This window comes from Rhizobium anhuiense (assembly GCF_003985145.1).
GTDB classification, from domain to species: Bacteria; Pseudomonadota; Alphaproteobacteria; order Rhizobiales; family Rhizobiaceae; genus Rhizobium; species Rhizobium anhuiense.
On record NZ_ML133524.1, the window covers coordinates 1 to 18,735 of the forward strand.

The following is an 18,735-nucleotide window of genomic DNA, read 5'->3' on the forward strand; positions in this document are numbered from 1 at the left end:
GGGGCTGCGACCCACTTGCCGTCATAGACCGAGAACTTCTGCAGCGCCGCCGGCACCGACTTGTCCCAGCCTTCCTTCTTCGCCGTCTCCGTCAGGTCGCCCATGACGCCGGCCTGGGCATAATCGAGCACGGTATACCCCAGCATCTGCGAGGCTGTCGGATAGGTGCCGGCCGCCACCATCGCCTTCAGCGCCGTCATCGCCGCGTCACCGCCACCGCCGGCCACCGGAACATCCTTCCAGGCAAAACCTTCCTTCGACAGGTCCTGCTTCAGAACGTTCAGCGCCGCTGCCTCGCCGCCAGACGTCCACCAGTGCAGCATCTGCACTTCCTTCACGTCGGCTGCGCGTACGGACACGCTACCGCTGGCCAGAGCCAATGCGATCATTGCGGTCGTGGTCAAAAACCTGTTCATCGAAGAACCTCCCAGTTCCAGTTTGGAAGATGCGGGACCCATTCCCGCACCAATCACCCGCCCTCCTCGAGCGTAGTTCGGCCGCCGGCTAAGCCGGCTTTTCCGTCTGCGGCATCCACCAATTGGTGCGTTTGCCGATATGCATGTTCAGCGTCTTGGTCTCCGTGTAGTCTTCGACCGCATCACGGCCGAGCTCGCGGCCGAGGCCGCTTTGCTTGTAACCGCCAAAGGGAAGCTCCGAGGCGCCGTCCATGAAGGTGTTCATCCAGATCGTGCCCGCCCGCACCGACCGCCCGATCGTCAGGCAGGTGTCGAAATCGCGGCTCCAGACACCGGCCGACAGGCCGTAGTCGATGGAATTGGCGATCCTGATGGCTTCGGCTGATGTCTCGAATGTCAGGACCGACAGGACCGGCCCGAAGACTTCCTCACGCGCCACGGCCATATCAGGGGTGACCTCTTCGAGGATCGTCGGCGACATGAACTGCCCCATGCCGAGATCGAGCGTCTCGCCGCCATAAGCGACGCGGGCGCCGCTGCTTCTGGCGCCGGCGACATATCCCGATATCTTCTCCAGATGCTGCGGCGTGATGATGGCGCCGACCTGCGTCGAAGGGTCGAGGGGATCGCCGACCTTCACCGCCTTCGACAATTCGGCAATCCGCCTGACGACATCGGCAGCGATTGATTTATGAAGGACCAGCCGTGAGCCGGCATTGCAGCACTCGCCGGCATTGAAATATGCGCCGAAGACCGCGGCATCGATGAATGCATCAAGATCGGCATCCGGGAATACGATCTGCGGGTTCTTCCCACCCAGCTCCAGCGAAACCTTCTTCAGCGTCTGGGCGGCATTCGCCATGGTCAGCTTGCCGACGCCGGTCGAGCCGGTGAAGGACACCATATCGACGTCAGGATGCGACGTCATGACCGCGCCGACCTCAGGTCCCCGGCCGGTGACAATATTGACGACACCATCGGGAATGCCGGCCTGCTGCAGGATTTCTCCCAGCACGAGCGTCGATCCCGAGGTCAGTTCCGAGGGCTTGACGACGGTGGTGCAGCCGGCGGCCAAGGCAAACGGCAGCTTCTGGCCGACGATCAGGAACGGGAAGTTCCAGGGCGTGATGATCGACACCACGCCGATCGCTTCGCGCAGCACGACCCCCAATGTGCCATCGCCGAGCGTGTTGTAGCTTTCGCCGTGGAGGTCACGTGCGAGCGCTGCCGCGTAGCGCCATATGTCAACGGATCCGGCAATTTCTCCCCGCACCTGCGTGATCGGCTTTCCCGCCTCGATCGCATCGAGAAATGCCAGCTCCTCCGCACGCGTCGCAATCAGATCGGCGGCCTTGAGCAGGATGGCGGAACGTTCGGAAGCGGTCATCCGCGGCCACGGCCCAAGGTCGAAGGCCCTGCGTGCCGCGGCGATCGCCCGCTCGGCGTCCGTGCTGCTGCCCGTCGGGAAGCGGCTGACCACGACACCATGGCTTGGCGCGACACGCTCGATCGGACCGGAGGAGCCTGCCTCCCATTTGCCGTCGATGAGCATCTTGAAATCACGCGCTCTGTGGTTGCTCAGTGCCGTGGGGTTGACGAGGACCGTCATTACCATTCTCCCTTGAACGTTGCCGGGCGCTTCTCGCTGAATGATGCGACGCCCTCCTTCAGATCGCCGGTCTTCGCAGCGAGGATCGAGCCCAGGGCTTCGACCGCGGTTCCGTTGTCTTCGCCGTTCGCCGATGCGATCATCAACTTCGCGATCTCGGTCGCAGCCGGCCCCCTTGCAGCAATCCGCTGCGCATATTCCTTGGCAGCGGCCAGCGCGTTTCCTGTGGGAACAACCGCGTCCACGATCCCGAGAAGGCGTGCCTCCTCGGCGGTGAATATCTCGCCACCCAGGGCCATACGCCGGACGGCCTGCGCCCCGAACCGGCGCACAAGACGCTGCGTCCCGGACCAGCCCGGCACCATGCCAAGGCCGGTCTCCGGCAGGCCGATCTTGATGTGCTGCTCGGCGAGGCGAATGTCCGCGACGCCCGCAAGCTCAAGCCCTCCTCCGAGAGCGTGGCCGTTCAGAGCCGCGACCAACGGCACCCTGAGTGTCGCCAGTCTTTCGAAAATACGGTGGCCGTGGCGAACCCAGAGATGACCGAACTCCTGAGGCAACATTCCGCCCCAGGCCTTGATATCGCCACCGGCGGAAAAGCCCTTTCCTTCGCCCGTGAGAATGGCAGCGCGCACATTGGCGTTCGCCTCCACCTCGTCAGCCGCATCCGCCAGCGCTTTCAGCATGTCCAGGTCGAGCGCGTTCAGCTTCTCCGGACGAGAAATCGTCAGCGTCGCAACATGTCCATCGACGTCAATTCTGACGGATCCGCTAGCCATGGAAGCTGCCCTCCAGCGTGCGTGCCTTTTTTTCTGGAAGCGACAGGCCGATCGCTGCCTCCGCGAAGAGCGCCGCGTCCATGACCTTCAGATCAGGCGCGACGATCAATGGAAACTCCGATTGATCGAGGATGTGGGACTGGAGATCGACGCCAGGGGCAATCTCGGTGAGGACGATGCCATCGCGCGTCAGCTTCATCACGCACCGCTCGGTGACATAGGTGATATCCTGCCCTTGCTCGATCGCGCGCCTACCGCTGAAGGTGACATGTTCGACCTCGTTGACGAGTTTCTTCAACTTGCCTTCCTTCTCGATTAGTAGCGCGCCATCGGCGATCGAAAGCTTCGCTCCGGCGTTGAACATGCCGGAGAAGACGATCTTCTTCGCCCGCGCGGTGATGTCGACGAAGCCTCCGGCGCCAGCCGTCACATGCGGCCGGAAGGAGAGCTTGGAGACATTGACCGAACCGTCTTTGCCGATCTCAAGGAAGGACAGCAGCGAGGCATCGAAGCCTGCGCCCTGGAAATAGGTGAACTGATAGGGAGACGGCATGTAGGCGTCGGCGTTGGAGGCGCAGCCAAAGGCGAAGTCGAGCAGCGGCACGCCGCCGACGGCACCCTGCTCGATCACCCAGGTGACTGCGCCGTGGAGCCCCTCCTCCAGCAGAATGCGCGGCACGTTGGCCGAGATGCCGAAGCCGAGATTGACGCAGCTTCCCGTCTGAAGTTCCTGCGCGACACGGCGCGCGATGACTTTCTGAACATTGAACTCCGGGACGCTGAAACTATCGAGCGGGCGGAAGATCTCCCCCGAAATCGCCGGATCGTACTGCGTCTGCGTCGTCTGCTTCTGCTCCGGATCGACGACCACATAATCGACCAGCATTCCGGGCACACGGACGTCATGCGGCTTCAGCGAGCCTTCCTTGGTGATCCGCTTGACCTGGGCGATGACGATGCCGCCATTGTTGCGGGCGGCCAGGGCCTGATCAAGTCCGCCGAGATAGGCGCCTTCATGTTCGTAGGTGAGGTTGCCGCGCTCGTCGGCCGTGGTGGCGCGGATTATGGCGACCTTGGGGACGATCGCGGGAAAAAACAGCCAGTCGTCGCCTTCGAAGCTGACACGCTTGACCACCGGATGTTCCGACGCCAGGCCGTTCATCGCGCAACCCTGCCGCTCTGGATCGACGAATGTATCGATGCCGATCTTGGTCAGGACGCCTGGTCGCTTGGCGGCGGCTTCACGATGAATGTCGAAAAGAATGCCGGAGGGAATGTTGTAGGCCGGGATCTCGTTGCTGGTGATCATCTGCCAGATCAGTGGCGGCTCTGATGACGACGGACCGGAGGGATAGGAGCCGCCGATGATGCGTTTGAGCAGTCCCTTCTTGGCGATATAGTCGACGCCCTTGATGCCGCTCATGTCGCCGGCAGCGATCGGGTGAAGGGTGGTAATGTCCTTGGGATGACCGGTCGCATCGAAACGTTCGCCGATCGCCTTCAGCATCAGGTTCGGGCAGCCGAGACCGCTCGAAGACGACACCGTGACAACAGCGCCATCCGGGATCAGCGCGGCCGCTTCGGCCGGGGTGAGGTGCTTCTTCATTGGCATTAGACAGAGTCCTGTTTGATCTTGACGCTCATGCCGGCTCCACAGCTCTCGCGAACGACCAGCCGGACGGCTGTTGTCACCGTCTCCGCCTCGGCCTTACCCGCACTGATTTGCTTGAGAAGCATCTGCGCGCCGCGGCGCCCAATGCCTTGCGGATCGACCGAGACCGTTGTCAGCGCCGGAACCGCCGCCTGAGCCTCGATGACGTCATCGAAACCCACGACCGCGAAGTCGGAGCCGGGCTCCAGACGGCGCGCGCGCAACCCGTCGCAAACACCGAAGGCGACGGCATCGTTGAAGCAGACGGCCGCCGTCGGTCTGTCGGTAAGAACGAGCGCTTTTCCGATCGCCTCGACCCCGCCGGCGCGCGACGGCGCCGACGAGACGACAAGTTCTTGGTGGTAGTCGAGCCCGGCTGCTTCCATGCCGCTTCGGTAACCGGCAAGGCGGTCGTCGAAAACGGCGGTGTCGGGAAAACCGCCGAGGAAAGCGATGCGCTTGTGGCCGAGCCCCGCCAGGTGCTTGACCGCCGACATCATGCCGGCCCGGTTGTCGGAGACGATCGACGAGACTTTGGCGCCGGGCAGGTTTCGCACGACGACCACCACCGGTATGCCTGCCGCGACGAGCGGCTTGAAGTCTGCAGCATCGGTGGCGCGCGCCGGCGACACGATGAGCCCGGAAATGCCATGTTCCCGCATCGATGCGACGACCTCGCGCTGCCTGTCGATGCTCTCACTGGTGTTCGACAGGAACTGCACGAATCCGGCCGACTGAACGACCATGTCGACGCCGACTGCCAGCTCCGCAAAGAAGCTGTTCGTCAGATCGTTCACGACGACCCCGATGATCCGCGATTTGGCGCCGGCTTGGCGAAGATTGGCTGCGCCGCGATTGTAGACATAGCCCAGCTCGCGCATCACCGCATTGACCTTGGACCGCGTCCCCTCATTGACCAGGGAAGAGCCCTGAAGCACGAGCGAAACCGTCGATTTGGAGACGCCAGCCGCCTTTGCGATATCGATGACGGTCACCCGCGCCTTCGTCACCTCTTCCTCCGAACACCAAACGTTGATTGATCGTTAAATATTTGGAACGTTCCAATTCTGTCAAGAGAAATCTTAATCTGATGCCATTTATTGGCTATTTTCGGCGTAATGATTTTCTAATTGTCGCAGAACCCTTCATTTTAGAATTGGAACGTTCTAAAAGGACGACCCGTTACGCGCCATCGTTCGATTTTTTCGACCGATCTAAACACGAGCAATGCGCCGCAATCGGCAGACCTTCTGGGACAAGCCGGAAGGGCTTCTATCTGTGTTAAAAACTTTGCGACAAACTCAGTGGAGAGCATGGAGACATGAAACTGCGCGCCGAGTTGACCGGCCTGCCGCAACGCGAACAAGCACGGCGCTTGGCAACCGTTGCCGCGGCTTTGGTCGCACACATCGAGCGCATCGAACCCGACGCGTCCGAAGCCAGGGCCGCCCTGGCGGCAATCCGTATTGGGAGTGGCGATGGACGCCTGACCGGCCGATATTTCTCCGACCTCATTTACAGCGACGATGAGCGCGGGACACTCCGTCGGCTCTCCGAGGCCGTGGGAAAGCCCAGCGAAGACGGCTGGAACGCGCTGACGACGGCGGCCATGTACGTCGCCTGGCTTGTTTACCAGGAGACCGGCGATCCCATGCCGAATGATGTCAACGAGGTCGGAGAGGACAGCCTTGATCTGCTGGAGGAGCAACTAGCCAAACTCGGCTGAAGTCCCCTCGCCGCTCGCTGTTGCTCGTAACTATTCCATGGCTCGCATAACCGTCCGCATTTGTCTAGCGGACCTTCATCGGCTTCGTCTCGGGCGGGATGAGAGGCTTGTAGGAAGCGCCTCCGAGTTCCCTGACGTGTTCCTGCTTCGCCTGGACGATCAACTCGCTGTTCTGGAGACATCTGGCGGCGGCGGCGGCCATGACCTTGCCGGCCTGAAGCATTCCCTTATGCGCGTAGGAGGCCTTGCCTTGCGCAACCATCTGCCAGCTATGCGGAGGCGTTCCGTAGGCTGATGTCGCCATGTAGACCTGTCCGGTGGGAACGATCCAGCTGACGTCGCCGACATCGGTCGAACCGTGCAGGAACGTCGGCTTTTCCTGAAACTCGTTGATATGCGCGGAGAGGATCGTTCCGCGCTTCTCGATGCGCGCTTGAACGTCCTTGGGAAAAGTCTTCTGGATCTCCGCCGCGAACGCCTTCTCGCTGTTGGAGAAGGACGCTCCGCCGATCTTGCCGAGTTCCTGGTGAATGACGCCTGCCAGCGTGGCGTTCGGGATCAGGTCGGCAGAGGCTGCATCGAAGGTGATCTCGACCTCCGTTCCGGTCATCAGCGCCGCTCCGCGCGCCACGTCCTTGACCCGTTCGGTAATGTCGCGCACCTGATCCATCAGCGGCGCGCGGACCTTGTAGAGCACTTCGGCTTGCGACTGCACGACATTAGGCGCCTTTCCGCCGGTATCGGTTATCGCATAGTGAATCCTGCCGTCCTGAACGATGTGCTCGCGCAGGAAGTTCGCCCCGACATTCATCAGCTCGACGGCATCGAGCGCGCTTCGTCCGAGATGAGGTTCGAAGCCGGCATGCGCGCTGACGCCACGGAAGGTGAAATAGACCTGGTTCGTCGCCAGCATTCTTGCATGATAGGCGAGGTTTTCATCCCACGGGTGCCAGGTGAAGGCAACGTCGACGCCATCGAACAGTCCCTCACGGGCCATGAAGGCCTTGCCGCCACCGCCCTCTTCGGCAGGGCAGCCGTAGAAGCGGACCGTACCGGCAAGCCCGAGTTCTTCCTTGCAGGCCTTGAGCGCCAAGGCGGCGGCCAGCGAACCGACACCCAGCAGATTATGCCCGCATCCATGGCCGTTGCCGCCGGGGATGATGGGCTTATATCCGACGACCTCGCCCTCCTGGCTGAGATTGGGAAGCGCATCGAACTCGCCCAGGATCGCCACGACCGGCTGTCCCTCGCCGTAGCTTGCGACGAAAGCCGTCTCGATGCCGCCGGCCCGGCGCTCGACGGCAAACCCCTCCGCTTCGAGAAGGTCGGCGAGCAATGCGGCCGACTTGTACTCTTCATAGCGGATTTCGGCGAAAGACCAGATTTCATTGGCTGCCGACTGCAGCCCTTCCGCCTTGTCGGTGAGCACGCGCTCGATGATGTCGATATATGTCATTTCACCAGTCCTGGAATTGCTTGATCGGCGACCAGTTCGTCCTTGCTTCCGGTCGGAAGCGTCGCCGCCACGGCGAAGGTCACGACAGCGCAGCCGATGATCGCCAGGAAGGCTGTCTGATAATTCTGGTCTGTGGCGTGCAGGATGGCCCCGATCGCTGTCGGCGAGACGAAGGATCCGATCTGGGCCAGGGAGTTGATCAGGCCCGTCGCTGTCCCCACCGAGTGGCTGGGGTAATGTTTCATGATCGTCACGAACACGCTGATCGAGATCGCGTTCAGGAAGACGTTTGAAACCGTGAGATAGAAGAAGGCCAGCGGGATGGAGGAAGCGTTGGCCATCAGATAGATGAACGCCGCCGACACCAGGGCGCCGATGCAGATGAGATACTTTTCCTTCTTGTGGAAATAGCGGTCGAGCAGCCAGCCGCAGAACAGGAAGGACAGGAAGCCGAGCGTCGGCGGGATTGCCGAATAGGCGCCCATCGACATCATGCTCATGCCCTTGACCTTCACCCAATAGGACGGGAGCCAGGACTGGAGACCCCAAAAGACGATGTTGGTGAAGAAGTAGCAGAGGGCGATCTTCCAGGTCAGTGCATTCTTGAGCAACGCCGTGATCCGAGCTTTTTCCGACTTTGCCGTTTTCGGGCCGGCGGAGATCGAAGCCGCGCCGGCGACTGGCTTCATGACCAGATAGAGCGCGATCGCAAGAACCAGTCCGACCAAGCCGAGGGTGACGAACATGACGCGCCAGTTGAAGTAGGCAATCAAGGCCGTGGTTACCAGCGAGCCTACGGCAAAGCCGACAGAGGCTCCCGACTGAATGACCGATTTCGGCCTGGCCATGCTCTCCTTTTTGAAGTTCTCGGTTATGGCGACCGAGCTTCCCGCCGGAAAGACAGCCTCGCCCATTCCGACCAGGACGCGCGACACGGCGAGCCCCATGGCGGAGCTGACAGCGCCGCATGCGACCGTGCCGAGCGACCAGATACCGACTGCGGAGGTCAAGACCGATCGGGTTCCCAGCCGATCGACAAGGTATCCTCCGACGAGCTGCGTCAGAGAATAGGCGAGAAAGAATGCGCTGATGATCATCCCGGACTGTTCGGAAGTCAGGTGGAACTCGTCGACGATCGGAATGATGGCGATGTTGATCGCGGTCTTGTCGAGGAAACCGACGACCCAGCAGACAAACAGCATCGCAACAATGACGTGCCTTCGCTTGATTTGACTAAGCATGGAATGCTCCCCTTTTTTGAGCGTTTATAAAACATGCTTAATATGTGAGCAGTCGCTTTTGGATGTTGAAACACACATCATGCTCGGTTTATTTATGTGAAAAGACACAAGGTTGCCAACATGACGATCATGGACGAAATCGAGGCTTCGCTTTTGCGCCTGCCGGATCGACCTCGCATCAGCTGGCGGCGGGTTACGGGCCGGCCCATGGTTTCGGAGACCGACGCGCCGGAACCTGCGATCGGATTCAGCCATCACCGCGACGGCGACGACGCCATATTGATCGCCGATATTTCCTATTTTGCCGGGGCCATCTGCGAGGTGCGAATACCCGGTGCCCACGCTGAAATCGCCCTTGCGCACCTGCAGGAGATCGTACTCAGCACAGTCATCCGCTTTCAGAACCGCGCCGTCCAGGCCATGAACGCCATCAATCGCAATGTCCTCGACTCCCTCGATCCGAACGAGATCAACGTAAACGCGCTCGAGCAGACGCTGAGCGTGATAGCCGAGAGCGACGCGGGCGTCCTGAGACTTTACGACGAGGCCTCAGGTCTCCTCATTCCGGTGTCACAAGTCGGCTTCGACGACGATTATTACAATTATCGCATCAAGCCTCAGGAATCGATCTCCGGCAGCGTCTTCTCGACCGGAACACCCGTCCTGCTGAACTCGGCCGCCGATATCAGAGATGCCCATGCGAATCTGCGTGCGCCAAACGTTCGCTTCCTATCCGAACAGCGTCTCTCTCACAGCCTCATCTGCGTTCCCATCAGGACCGACACGACGACGCTGGGAACGCTGACCGTCATGTCGTTTCGGCAGGGCTCCGCCTATGGCGCATTCAGCGTAGGCCTGCTTGCGGCCGTGGCGACGCAGCTTGCCATCGCCTACAAGAAGTCGCAGGCCTACGAGCAGGCCGTTCGGTCGAATGAAAGCATCAACCGGATGCGGCTGGAGATCGAAAGGCGCAACGCAGAGCTGGCGCGCTCGCTCTCGGCCCATGACGACATCCTGTCCATCTTCACGCACCATCGGCCGCTCGGCGAACATCTGGACGAGATCGCGACCCATTACGGCATCGATTTCCACTATGCCGATATTTTTGGAACGACGTTCGGCTCCAAGGGATGGAAGGAGCCGAAGACGACGAAGGACGTGCCGGCCGCACTCCTCGACGGTGGCCTGCGCCAGCGAGAAAGCATATTCGTGCATCCCGTCCGTGTCGCCGACGACGTCGTCGGAACCTTTCGTTCCGAGCGCGGCGACAATGCAGGCTATTGCGCGGCGATCCTCGGCGTGGTTTCCGCTTTCGTCGCGCTCGAAATTGTCCGCAGCGCCTCACACGACGATATCCTCAACAGCAGGAAACGGAAGCACTTCGAGGTTTTAGGAAAGGATGATCAGGCCACATCGGGTGGCGCCGTCCGGTTCGGCTTCCAGATCAGGAAGTACTGCCAGATCATCTTTATCAGGCATGAGCAAGGGAGCGCCCAGAACCAGAGCCTGTTCCTGCAGAGAACGCTGCAGCAGGCGTTGAAGGCGGCGACGATCCGCAACCAGCTGTCATTCTATACCGATGAAGGCGTCTTCCTGCTGTTTTGCGCTGCCACCGAGGAGGCCCTGCGGACGAATCTGGCATCCATCGGAGACCAGGCGGTAGCTGAGGGATGGTGCTGCGGGGCGAGCCTCATTCAAAGCGCACCCCATCCTTATCCGGAAGGCGCCGCACAGGCTGTCGAGGCCGCGCATCTCATGAGCATGCGGCATCGGGCGGGCATCCTCATGCACAGCGAGACCGGCATCGACAGACTGCTGCGCAAACAATCCGCGGCTGATATCCTCGAATTCGCCGATCAGATACTCGCTCCCTTCGAGAAGGAAGCAAACGGCGACGCCCTTCTCAGGACCCTGGAAACCTACATCGAGAGCGGAAAATCAGCGTCCAAGGCAGCGGCCTGCCTCGGCATACACACCAACACCCTCTATCAAAGGCTGCAGCGGGCGCAGTTGTTGATGGGCAAGGACATCGACAACAAGGATGACTATCTGTTGCTCAGCCTGGCGTTCCACCTGAAGTCGACCTACGGTTCGCCGCGGCCTGCAGGCAGACGCAAAGCAACTTCCCCCTGAACGCTGGTTCGCCTATCTGAGAAAGATAGAAGAATGCCGGAGAGCCGTATTCCCCCAGCTTTCCGTCGAGCAGTTCCCACCGACAGACATTAGCGAAACTTTATCGTTTCTGACCAATGCTACGCAGACGTGCAACGCACCAGATCTGAAGCAGGACCGGATGATGCCACACTCGTTTGAATCCATTCTGGAGAGCCTGCCTCAGGGCATTGTCCTGCTCGATCCTGCCAGTGCGGTAACGGCGTTCAATTCCCGCACGCTTGATATTCTCGGCCTTCCGGAAGGCGCCATCCGCAAGGGAATGGCTATCGACGGATTGTTGGGCGCCGACTGCCGTGCGGTGGCATCCCGGCGATCGGCGATCGGCAAACCGCATACGTCTCAGTTCGTACTTTCCGACGGACGGATGATCTCATTGACCTGCGCGCCATCGAAGGATGGAGGCTGGATCCTCAGCTATGAAGACATCTCGACGCTCATTCGCGTCGAAGACAGCCTGGCCGAACAACATCGCCGGTTCGACGCAGCCCTCAGCAACATGCCGCATGGGCTGTGCATGTTCGATTCCGTCAAGAACCTGATATTGTGCAACCCCTCCTATGCGCGGATGTACAATCTGCCGGACCTGCTGACGCAACCGGGGACGCCACTCGTGGATATCCTGGCCTATCGCAGCCGGGAGGGAAATGGCCCGGCCGATACCGCTACCTATTTTGATGTCGTTTTCGAAGCGACGGCCCGCGGTGCGGTAGCCAGCCAGAACATCGTGCTCACCGATGGGCGGGTTATCAAGATCACCCACAATCCGATGCAAAACGGTGGATACGTCGCCACCCATGAAGACGTCACCAAGACCGTGCGCCTTGCCGAAGAGCTGCGCCGGCATCACGATCAGCTCGAAGCGACGGTGAAGAGTCGTACGGCGGAAGTCGAGCGGCAAGCGCGGGAACTAGAACGCATGCTCACGCAGGAGCGGAACATCAACGAATTGCAGCGGCAGTTCGTGGCGATGGCATCGCATGAATTCAGGACCCCGCTTGCCATCATCGACGCCGCTGCCCAGCGGCTGCTGCGTAAACGAGGGGCGGTCGAACCCGAATTTCTCAGCGACAAGGTCGATCAGATCCGCGCATCGGTGAACCGGATTGTCGATCTCATGGAGAGCATCCTGTCGGCCGGACGCCTCGATACCGGCAAGATCGATATCAGCTACACCGCTTGCGCATTAAGATCATTGATAAGAACCTGCTGCGAGCGGCAGTCGACGATCGCAAAGACGCACAGCTTTGTTTTGGACATAGATGGGCTTCCCGAGTTCATCGATGGCGATCCCCGCACTTTGGCACAGGTCTTTACCAACCTGCTTTCCAATGCCGTCAAATACGCGCCTGGAACCTCCGAAATTCGCGTCACGGCATGGGCAGAGACAGGAAACGTCAAAGTTTCGGTCAGCGATGACGGTGTGGGGATCGATCCGGAAGACGTGCCCCGGCTGTTCCAGCGCTATTTTCGTGCCCGGACGTCGATCGGGATTGCCGGAACGGGTATCGGCCTCAATCTGGTGAAGCAGATCGTCGAGCTGCATAACGGCTCGATAGAGGTTCGAAGCGCAAAAGGATGCGGGTCGACATTCACCGTAACCCTTCCCATCAAGAGAAGCGGTAACGCTTCCGCGACCAATGACGCGGCCTGACGTTTCAGGATTGCTGTCCGCCATATCTACCCTATCCTTCTCGCAATAGAGGAGGATCACGCCATGGCTTTCATTCACACCCCCAATGCATCCGCCAGCGAGAAGACGACGTCGATGTATGCGTCGGCCGAGGCGAATTATGGATATCTGCCGAACATGTACCGGGCCTTCGGCCACCGGCCGGAGGTGATGGAGAGCTGGGCGGCGCTGCTTTCGAGCATTCGCAGCCATATGAGCCTCAGGCGCTATGAACTGGTGACGCTGGCGGCAGCCAAGGAGCTGAAATCCTCCTATTGCATGCTGGCGCACGGCTCGGTGCTGCTGCGCGAGGGTTTCACCAGCGACGGGCTCACGGCAGTTGTCAACGAGACGGAGAAGGCGCCGATCGATGCCGGCGAACGCGCGATCATGGCCTTTGCCGCCAAAGTGGCGCGCGATGCGACGTCGGTCACCCAGCAGGATATAGACGGGCTGAAAAAACACGGACTGAGCGATGCCGATGTCTTCGACGTCACGGCTGCGGCCGCGGCCCGGTGTTTCTTCTCGAAAATGCTGGATGCGCTGGGCGCTGCACCCGACCACGCCTATATCGAGCGGCTGGAGCCGAATGTGCGAAAGACACTCAGCGTCGGCCGGGAGGTGGAGCGGCCTCTGGCGCCCTCACCGTCTCGTGGCACATCGCAATGATGCGATGACCGAGGGCGCCTGCTCCTGCGGCCCCCTGTTCCCCTGCGGCCCTACTCCTGTGGTTTGTCCGCAAAATGCCGGATCGCAAATTCGGCGATGTTCTGGCTCGATCGGTCGGCATCGTCGAGCAGCGAGGGAAACAGCTGCCATTGATGCGGCATTCCCGGCCAGACCTCGGTGGTGACGTCCACTCCCGCTTGGCGCGCCTTGTCGGCGAGCCGCAGCGTATCGTCCAGCAGGACTTCGCCGGAACCGACCTGCAGCAGCAGCGGCGGAAAGCCGGTCATGTCGGCATAGAGCGGCGAGGCCTGAGGATCGGTCGGAGACCGGGTGCGGAGATAGGTCTTGCGCAAGGTCTCGATCCAGTCCTTGCCGACCAGCGGATCGCTTTCGGCATTCGATGTCATCGATCCGCCCGTCGCGGCAAGATCGGTAATGGGGCTGAGCGCAATCACAGCCGCCGGCAACGGCTTTGCGACCTGCATCTGCCGCAGCACCGTCTCGATCGCGATATTGCCGCCGGCGCCGTCTCCGGCGACGATGATGTTCTCGCTCCGATAGCCGTTGTCGAGAAGCCAGCGATAGGCGGTCAGCGCGTCGTTGATCTGCGCGGGATAGCCATATTCAGGCATCAGCCGATAATCGACGAGAAGAACGTCGCTCGATGCGGCCTTGGCGAGCGAGCCGGCAATCAGGCTGTGCGTGCGGATGGAGCCGCTGGAAAAGCCGCCGCCATGGATATAGAGGATCACCCTTTGGCCGATCGGGTGATGAAGTCGGGCGGGCCACATCAGTTCGGCATCGACGCCGTCGGCATCGACCTGCCGGACCTGGATGCGCGTCGGTCCCGGCGTCGTCTCCATCAGCGTTCTGAAGGCCGTCCGCCGCTGCTGCAGGCTGTCGGCGCCGGCAAAGTGTTTCTTCCAAAGGCTGACGAGTTTTTCGACCTGCTCACGCGAGGCCTGGCTTTGCGGCCCAATGTCCTGCGCAGACACGCCGGATGCCAGCAACGCCATCGCAGTAAGCGCAGGCAACAGACATCCGAGCCGCCTTGCGAGCCTTCGATTACCGGCAGACAAAATCCGATTGTTCATCAACCTCTCCCGATGATGCGGGTCACGGCAGCATCATTGGCCAGTTCGCCCATGGGAGTCAAAAGGGTGACGGATGCCAATCCCGACCTTTTTTACTCCGCTCTTATCGCGTCGATAACAGCCCTGAAACCCGCCGACATATGGCGGCGGCTCGGATAGTAGAGATAGAGCGGTTCCTCCGGCTGACACCAGTCGTCCAGCACCTGGATCAGTTCGCCGCCGGCGACCGCCTTCTCCACGCGCGGCTCCCAGATATAGGCAAGGCCAACGCCGCTAAGTGCTGCCTGCATCATCAGCTCGTGATCGTCGAGCGACAGCGGCCCGGTCGGCTGAAAGCTCACGGTCTGGCCATCCTTCTCGAACTCCCAGGCATAGCGCGCACCTGATGGAAACATGTTCTGGATGCAGAGATGGCGCTTGAGCTCATGCGGTGTCGCCGGTTTCGGCCGGGTCTCGAAATAGGCGGGCGAACCGACGACGACCAGGCGGATGCGCGGCTTGATGCGCAGCGCGATCATGCCCTCGGTGACGCGCTCGCCGAAGCGGATGCCGGCATCAAACCCCTCCTCGACGATATCGACCAGCCTGTCTGTCGCGTTGATCTCCAGCTGCAAATTGGGGTTCTTTGTCAACAGCGGACCGATGATGCGGCCGATGACGAAGGGGCCGATCGAATTCGGCACGTTGATCCGCACCTTGCCGAAGGGCGTGTCTCGGTAGCGGTTCAGCGCATCGAGCGCTGCCGCCATCTCGCCGAAGGCCGGGTCAAGATGCGAGATCAACAGTTCGCCGGCCTCCGTCAGCGAGACGCTGCGCGTCGTGCGGTTGAGCAGGCGGATGCCGATCCGGTCTTCGAGATTGAGCACGGCATGGCTGACCGCGGAAGCAGTGACGCCCCGCTCCTCGCCTGCCTTGCGAAAGCTCTTGTGCCGCGCGACGGCGGCGAAAGCCGCGAGTTCGGACAGTTCGGTGGCGCGCATTGCTGAAATAAGCTCATCATAGTTTCAAGAATAACAAATCTTATACAGCAACGAATTTTCAGTCAAATTCACCTCGTCGGCACAGAGATGCCACCGCCAACCGAATAGTTCGAAAGGAATTCGTCATGAAAGTCTGGTTCATCACTGGTGCATCTCGCGGCTTCGGCGCGCTGATGACCAAAGAAGCCCTCGCATCAGGCGATGCCGTCATCGCCACCGCCCGCAACCCGAAGACCGTGACCGAGCAGTTGGGCGACCACCCGAACCTGCTTGCCGTCGCCCTCGACGTCACCAACGAGGCGCAGGCGAAAGAGGCTGCGGCTGCCGGCATCGCCCGCTTCGGCCGCATCGATATTCTCGCCAACAATGCCGGCTACGGCCTGCTTGGCGCTGTCGAGGAAGCCACGGCCGAAGAGATCGAGAGGCTCTATGCCACCAACGTCTTCGGTCTGCTGAAGGTGACGCGCGCAGTGCTGCCCCATATGCGCCGCCAGCGCTCCGGCCACATCCTGAACTTTTCCTCAATTGGCGGTTATTTCGGCTATCCCGGCTGGGGCGTCTACGGCTCGACGAAGTTCGCCGTCGAAGGCTTGTCCGAATCGATGGCCGCCGAACTCGAACCTTTAGGCATCAAGGTGACGATCGTCGAGCCTGGCTTCTTCCGCACCGACTTCCTCGCCGACACGTCGCTGGCGGTCAGCCCGGCCTCCATCGCCGATTACGAAGGCACGCCGGCCGGCAACATGCGCAGCTTCGCTGTTGATGCCAACCATACCCAGCCCGGCGATCCCGCCAAGCTTGCCGCCGGCATCATGACGCTCGCCAATTCGCCCAATCCGCCGCTGCGCATGCCGTTCGGCAGCGATACGGTGGCCGTCATCGAGGATCAGCACGCCAGCGTCGAAAAGGAACTTGCCGCCTGGCGCCAGCTCGCTTTGTCCACGGATTTTCCAAGCGAGGCAACGGGCTCGGCCTGAAGACCAAGGTGGGGCAGCCGTTGCCTCCCGAATCTCCGGGATGCGGCGGCTGCGCGCCGTGAGTGCAGGAAAGTGCAGCATGCGGCAAATTAGCGTTCGCCTCGCGTATGGAATGGCCTAGATCTAGGTTCGATCACCACCATGAAGAGGCGAGCATGTCCATCAAGTCCATCTGCATCTATGGCGCCGGGGCGCTCGGCGGCGCTATCGCCGTCAAGCTTGCAAGCCACGCCGAAAACGACGCCATCATCTCCGTCGTCGTGCGTGGAGCCCATCTCGACGCCATCCGCGACAATGGTCTCAGCCTGCGCGAAGCCGGTGCGGAAAGGCCGCTCAATGTCCGCCTCACCGCAACCGACGATCCCAGGACATTGCCGCCGCAGGATCTCGTCATCACCGGCCTCAAGGGGCATCAGCTGGCACCCGCTGCCGAAGGTATTGCAGGCCTCCTCAAGGAAGGCACCCGCGTCGTCATGATCCTCAACGGCATTCCGTGGTGGTATTTTCACCGCGATATCCAGAGCCGGCATGCCGAGCTGCAGTTCGACGAGCTCGATCCCGGCGGCAGGCTTTGGCGACTGATCGGGCCGGAACGGGTGATCGGCTGCGTCGCTTATCAAGGGGCAGAGGTCATCTATCCCGGCGAGATCCAGCTTGCCAACAACGGCCGCTTCGTGCTCGGCGAGCCCTCAGGCGAGATGTCGGCCGATCTCAAGGCGATCGCCGCGGTGCTGACCGACGCCGGCCTCAACATCACGACGACGGCTGTTATCCGTGACGAGATCTGGAGCAAGTTGATGGGCAATACCGCCTTCAACCCGATCAGCGCGCTGACCAGGGCGCTGATGACCGACATCATGGCGGATCCGGCACTTTCGACCACAGTCGGCAAGGTGATGAACGAGGTCCGCGCCGTCGGCGAGGCCTTGGGCGCGCGTTTCAGCATGACCGTCGAGCAGCGGCTCGAGCAATCGCGCCATATCGGCGCCGTGCGCACATCGATGCTGCAGGATCTGATCGGCGGCAAGGCGCTCGAAATCACGCCGCTGGTCGGCATGGTGGTGGCGCTCGGACGCCTGAGTGCCGTTCCGACCCCAGTCTCGGAAACGATCCTGGCGCTGGTGACACAATTGGATCGGGAAAACCAGCGCGACCGCTGACTGCGGAGAAAAAGAAAGGCCGGGAGAAACCCGGCCGCCTTGACTTACTTTCCGACCTGCTCGGCCCAATTCGGCGCCTTGCCGCCGCCATCGAGGAAGGTCATTGCCATATTCGCCATGAGGGGAGAGGCGAAGGTCTCGTAATGGGTGAGATCGGGCAGGATCGCCAGCCGGTTCTTCGACATGTTTTCCCGCATCCAGCCCGCATCGCGCAGACCGCCGCCGAGCTTGTGATAGAAGTCGACCATATGCTCGGGGCGGATCATGTCGGCATCGCCATAGATCAGCATGACCGGCATGGTGAGCTTCGCGACCGCATCGCTGTAGTCGGCGGGTTCACGCATCAGCGCGCCCATGGCGTCGAGCAGCTTCGGAAATTCAGAAACATCAGGCGCCACCGCCTTGTAGGAGAGGAACATCGGCGTGTCCTTCATCATCTCGGCCATGCCGGCGCCGACGGCCGCCTGCTGCGGCAGCATCTCCGGGAAGAAGCCGTTCTGCGCATAGGGTGCAGAGAGTATCACCAGCCGGCGCACCTGGTCGGGCGCGTTCGCCGCCATGTTCAGCGCCACCCCGCCGCCAAAGGAATAACCGAAGACGTCGAGTTTGTCGTAACCGAGCTGCTTCACCAGGATCGCGAGATCGGCGCCGATCGCCGGAAGCTCGATCGGCCGCTTGCCGAGCGGCGTGCGGCCATGGCCCTGCAGGTCGACGGCGATCACCTGGCGGTGGTCGGTGAAGATGGGCATGACCGGCGCGAACATCTCGATCTGCCCGAGGCCGCCGTGAAGGAGCAGCAACGGTTCGCCCTCCCCGCGGATCTCGTAGTAATAATCGATGCCGTTGACCGGCACGCTTCCCTTCCTGACCATCGGCGCTACGGCCTTATTGTCCTCGATGACAGGCCTTCCACTTTCAGCACCTGACATATCGGGTGCGGCCAGGAATGCGGCAGCCGTTGCGATCATCGAAATCAGCGTCATCTTCGACATGTCCTTGCTCCCATGTTTGCTTCGATATCGCAAGGACGGCGGCGATCATGCGTTTCCGACACCGCGCTTCGAAATTTCTGCCATCGGCCTTTATGCCATTTCTACATTTTCGCCCCTCTCTCCGAATGGATTTCCTATCGC

15 protein-coding genes and 1 pseudogene are annotated in these 18,735 nt (G+C 61.1%); 6 read left to right on the forward strand and 10 right to left on the reverse strand.

Annotated features, from left to right (window positions below; all coding sequences use genetic code 11):
* The 5 genes and pseudogenes from EEQ99_RS13275 to EEQ99_RS13295 all read right to left on the reverse strand — a co-directional run.
* Positions 1 to 416, reverse strand: a pseudogene (locus EEQ99_RS13275) (extracellular solute-binding protein); the annotation flags it as partial.
* Positions 417 to 504: 88 nt separating this feature from the next.
* A complete protein-coding gene (locus EEQ99_RS13280; RefSeq protein ID WP_097545240.1) occupies positions 505 to 2,025 on the reverse strand; it encodes an aldehyde dehydrogenase family protein in 1,521 nt (506 codons plus the stop codon).
* A complete protein-coding gene (locus tag EEQ99_RS13285; protein WP_047619901.1) occupies positions 2,025 to 2,804 on the reverse strand; it encodes an enoyl-CoA hydratase/isomerase family protein in 780 nt (259 codons plus the stop codon). The genes EEQ99_RS13280 and EEQ99_RS13285 overlap by 1 nt, the downstream gene beginning before the upstream one ends.
* A complete protein-coding gene (locus EEQ99_RS13290) occupies positions 2,797 to 4,410 on the reverse strand; it encodes an acyl CoA:acetate/3-ketoacid CoA transferase (protein WP_097545241.1) in 1,614 nt (537 codons plus the stop codon). The genes EEQ99_RS13285 and EEQ99_RS13290 overlap by 8 nt, the downstream gene beginning before the upstream one ends.
* 5 nt (positions 4,411 to 4,415) lie before the next feature.
* Positions 4,416 to 5,465, reverse strand: coding sequence for a LacI family DNA-binding transcriptional regulator (locus EEQ99_RS13295; protein ID WP_097545242.1), 1,050 nt, complete (start codon positions 5,463 to 5,465; stop codon positions 4,416 to 4,418).
* 311 nt (positions 5,466 to 5,776) lie between these two features.
* Here EEQ99_RS13295 and EEQ99_RS13300 point away from each other — a divergent pair, with 311 nt between their 5' ends.
* Complete coding sequence (locus EEQ99_RS13300) at positions 5,777 to 6,181, forward strand: Imm6 family immunity protein (protein ID WP_097545243.1); 405 nt, start codon at positions 5,777 to 5,779, stop codon at positions 6,179 to 6,181.
* A 64-nt stretch (positions 6,182 to 6,245) separates the two neighbouring features.
* Here the strand turns inward: EEQ99_RS13300 and EEQ99_RS13305 are convergent, their stop codons facing one another.
* Both EEQ99_RS13305 and EEQ99_RS13310 read right to left on the reverse strand, forming a co-directional pair.
* A complete protein-coding gene (locus tag EEQ99_RS13305; RefSeq protein ID WP_097545244.1) occupies positions 6,246 to 7,637 on the reverse strand; it encodes an amidohydrolase in 1,392 nt (463 codons plus the stop codon).
* A complete protein-coding gene (locus EEQ99_RS13310) occupies positions 7,634 to 8,878 on the reverse strand; it encodes an MFS transporter (protein ID WP_047619894.1) in 1,245 nt (414 codons plus the stop codon). The genes EEQ99_RS13305 and EEQ99_RS13310 overlap by 4 nt, the downstream gene beginning before the upstream one ends.
* 120 nt (positions 8,879 to 8,998) lie before the next feature.
* On the opposite strand from EEQ99_RS13310, the gene EEQ99_RS13315 reads away from it, so the two are divergent.
* The 3 genes from EEQ99_RS13315 (at position 8,999) to EEQ99_RS13325 (ending at position 13,391) form a co-directional block, all read left to right on the forward strand.
* A complete protein-coding gene (locus EEQ99_RS13315) occupies positions 8,999 to 11,011 on the forward strand; it encodes a helix-turn-helix domain-containing protein (RefSeq protein WP_097545246.1) in 2,013 nt (670 codons plus the stop codon).
* Between the two features lie 160 nt (positions 11,012 to 11,171).
* On the forward strand, positions 11,172 to 12,704 hold the full coding sequence (locus EEQ99_RS13320; protein WP_047619890.1) for a sensor histidine kinase: 1,533 nt from the start codon (positions 11,172 to 11,174) through the stop codon (positions 12,702 to 12,704).
* A 63-nt stretch (positions 12,705 to 12,767) separates the two neighbouring features.
* Complete coding sequence (locus tag EEQ99_RS13325; protein WP_047619888.1) at positions 12,768 to 13,391, forward strand: carboxymuconolactone decarboxylase family protein; 624 nt, start codon at positions 12,768 to 12,770, stop codon at positions 13,389 to 13,391.
* A gap of 50 nt (positions 13,392 to 13,441) precedes the next feature.
* Here EEQ99_RS13325 and EEQ99_RS13330 read toward each other — a convergent pair whose 3' ends face one another.
* Together EEQ99_RS13330 and EEQ99_RS13335 are read right to left on the reverse strand one after the other, a co-directional pair.
* A complete protein-coding gene (locus EEQ99_RS13330; RefSeq protein ID WP_047619886.1) occupies positions 13,442 to 14,485 on the reverse strand; it encodes an alpha/beta hydrolase in 1,044 nt (347 codons plus the stop codon).
* A 92-nt stretch (positions 14,486 to 14,577) separates the two neighbouring features.
* Positions 14,578 to 15,465, reverse strand: a complete 888-nt coding sequence (locus EEQ99_RS13335) for a LysR family transcriptional regulator (RefSeq protein ID WP_047619884.1) — start codon at positions 15,463 to 15,465, stop codon at positions 14,578 to 14,580.
* 125 nt (positions 15,466 to 15,590) lie between these two features.
* Here EEQ99_RS13335 and EEQ99_RS13340 point away from each other — a divergent pair, with 125 nt between their 5' ends.
* Both EEQ99_RS13340 and EEQ99_RS13345 read left to right on the forward strand, forming a co-directional pair.
* Entirely contained in the window at positions 15,591 to 16,442 is an 852-nt protein-coding gene (locus tag EEQ99_RS13340) for an oxidoreductase (protein WP_097545247.1), read from the forward strand.
* 155 nt (positions 16,443 to 16,597) lie between these two features.
* On the forward strand, positions 16,598 to 17,602 hold the full coding sequence (locus EEQ99_RS13345) for a ketopantoate reductase family protein (protein ID WP_097545248.1): 1,005 nt from the start codon (positions 16,598 to 16,600) through the stop codon (positions 17,600 to 17,602).
* 44 nt (positions 17,603 to 17,646) lie between these two features.
* Here the strand turns inward: EEQ99_RS13345 and EEQ99_RS13350 are convergent, their stop codons facing one another.
* Positions 17,647 to 18,594: an alpha/beta fold hydrolase gene (locus tag EEQ99_RS13350; protein WP_097623607.1), complete on the reverse strand. Its 948-nt coding sequence runs from the start codon at positions 18,592 to 18,594 to the stop codon at positions 17,647 to 17,649.
* Between the last annotated feature and the right edge of the window lie 141 nt (positions 18,595 to 18,735).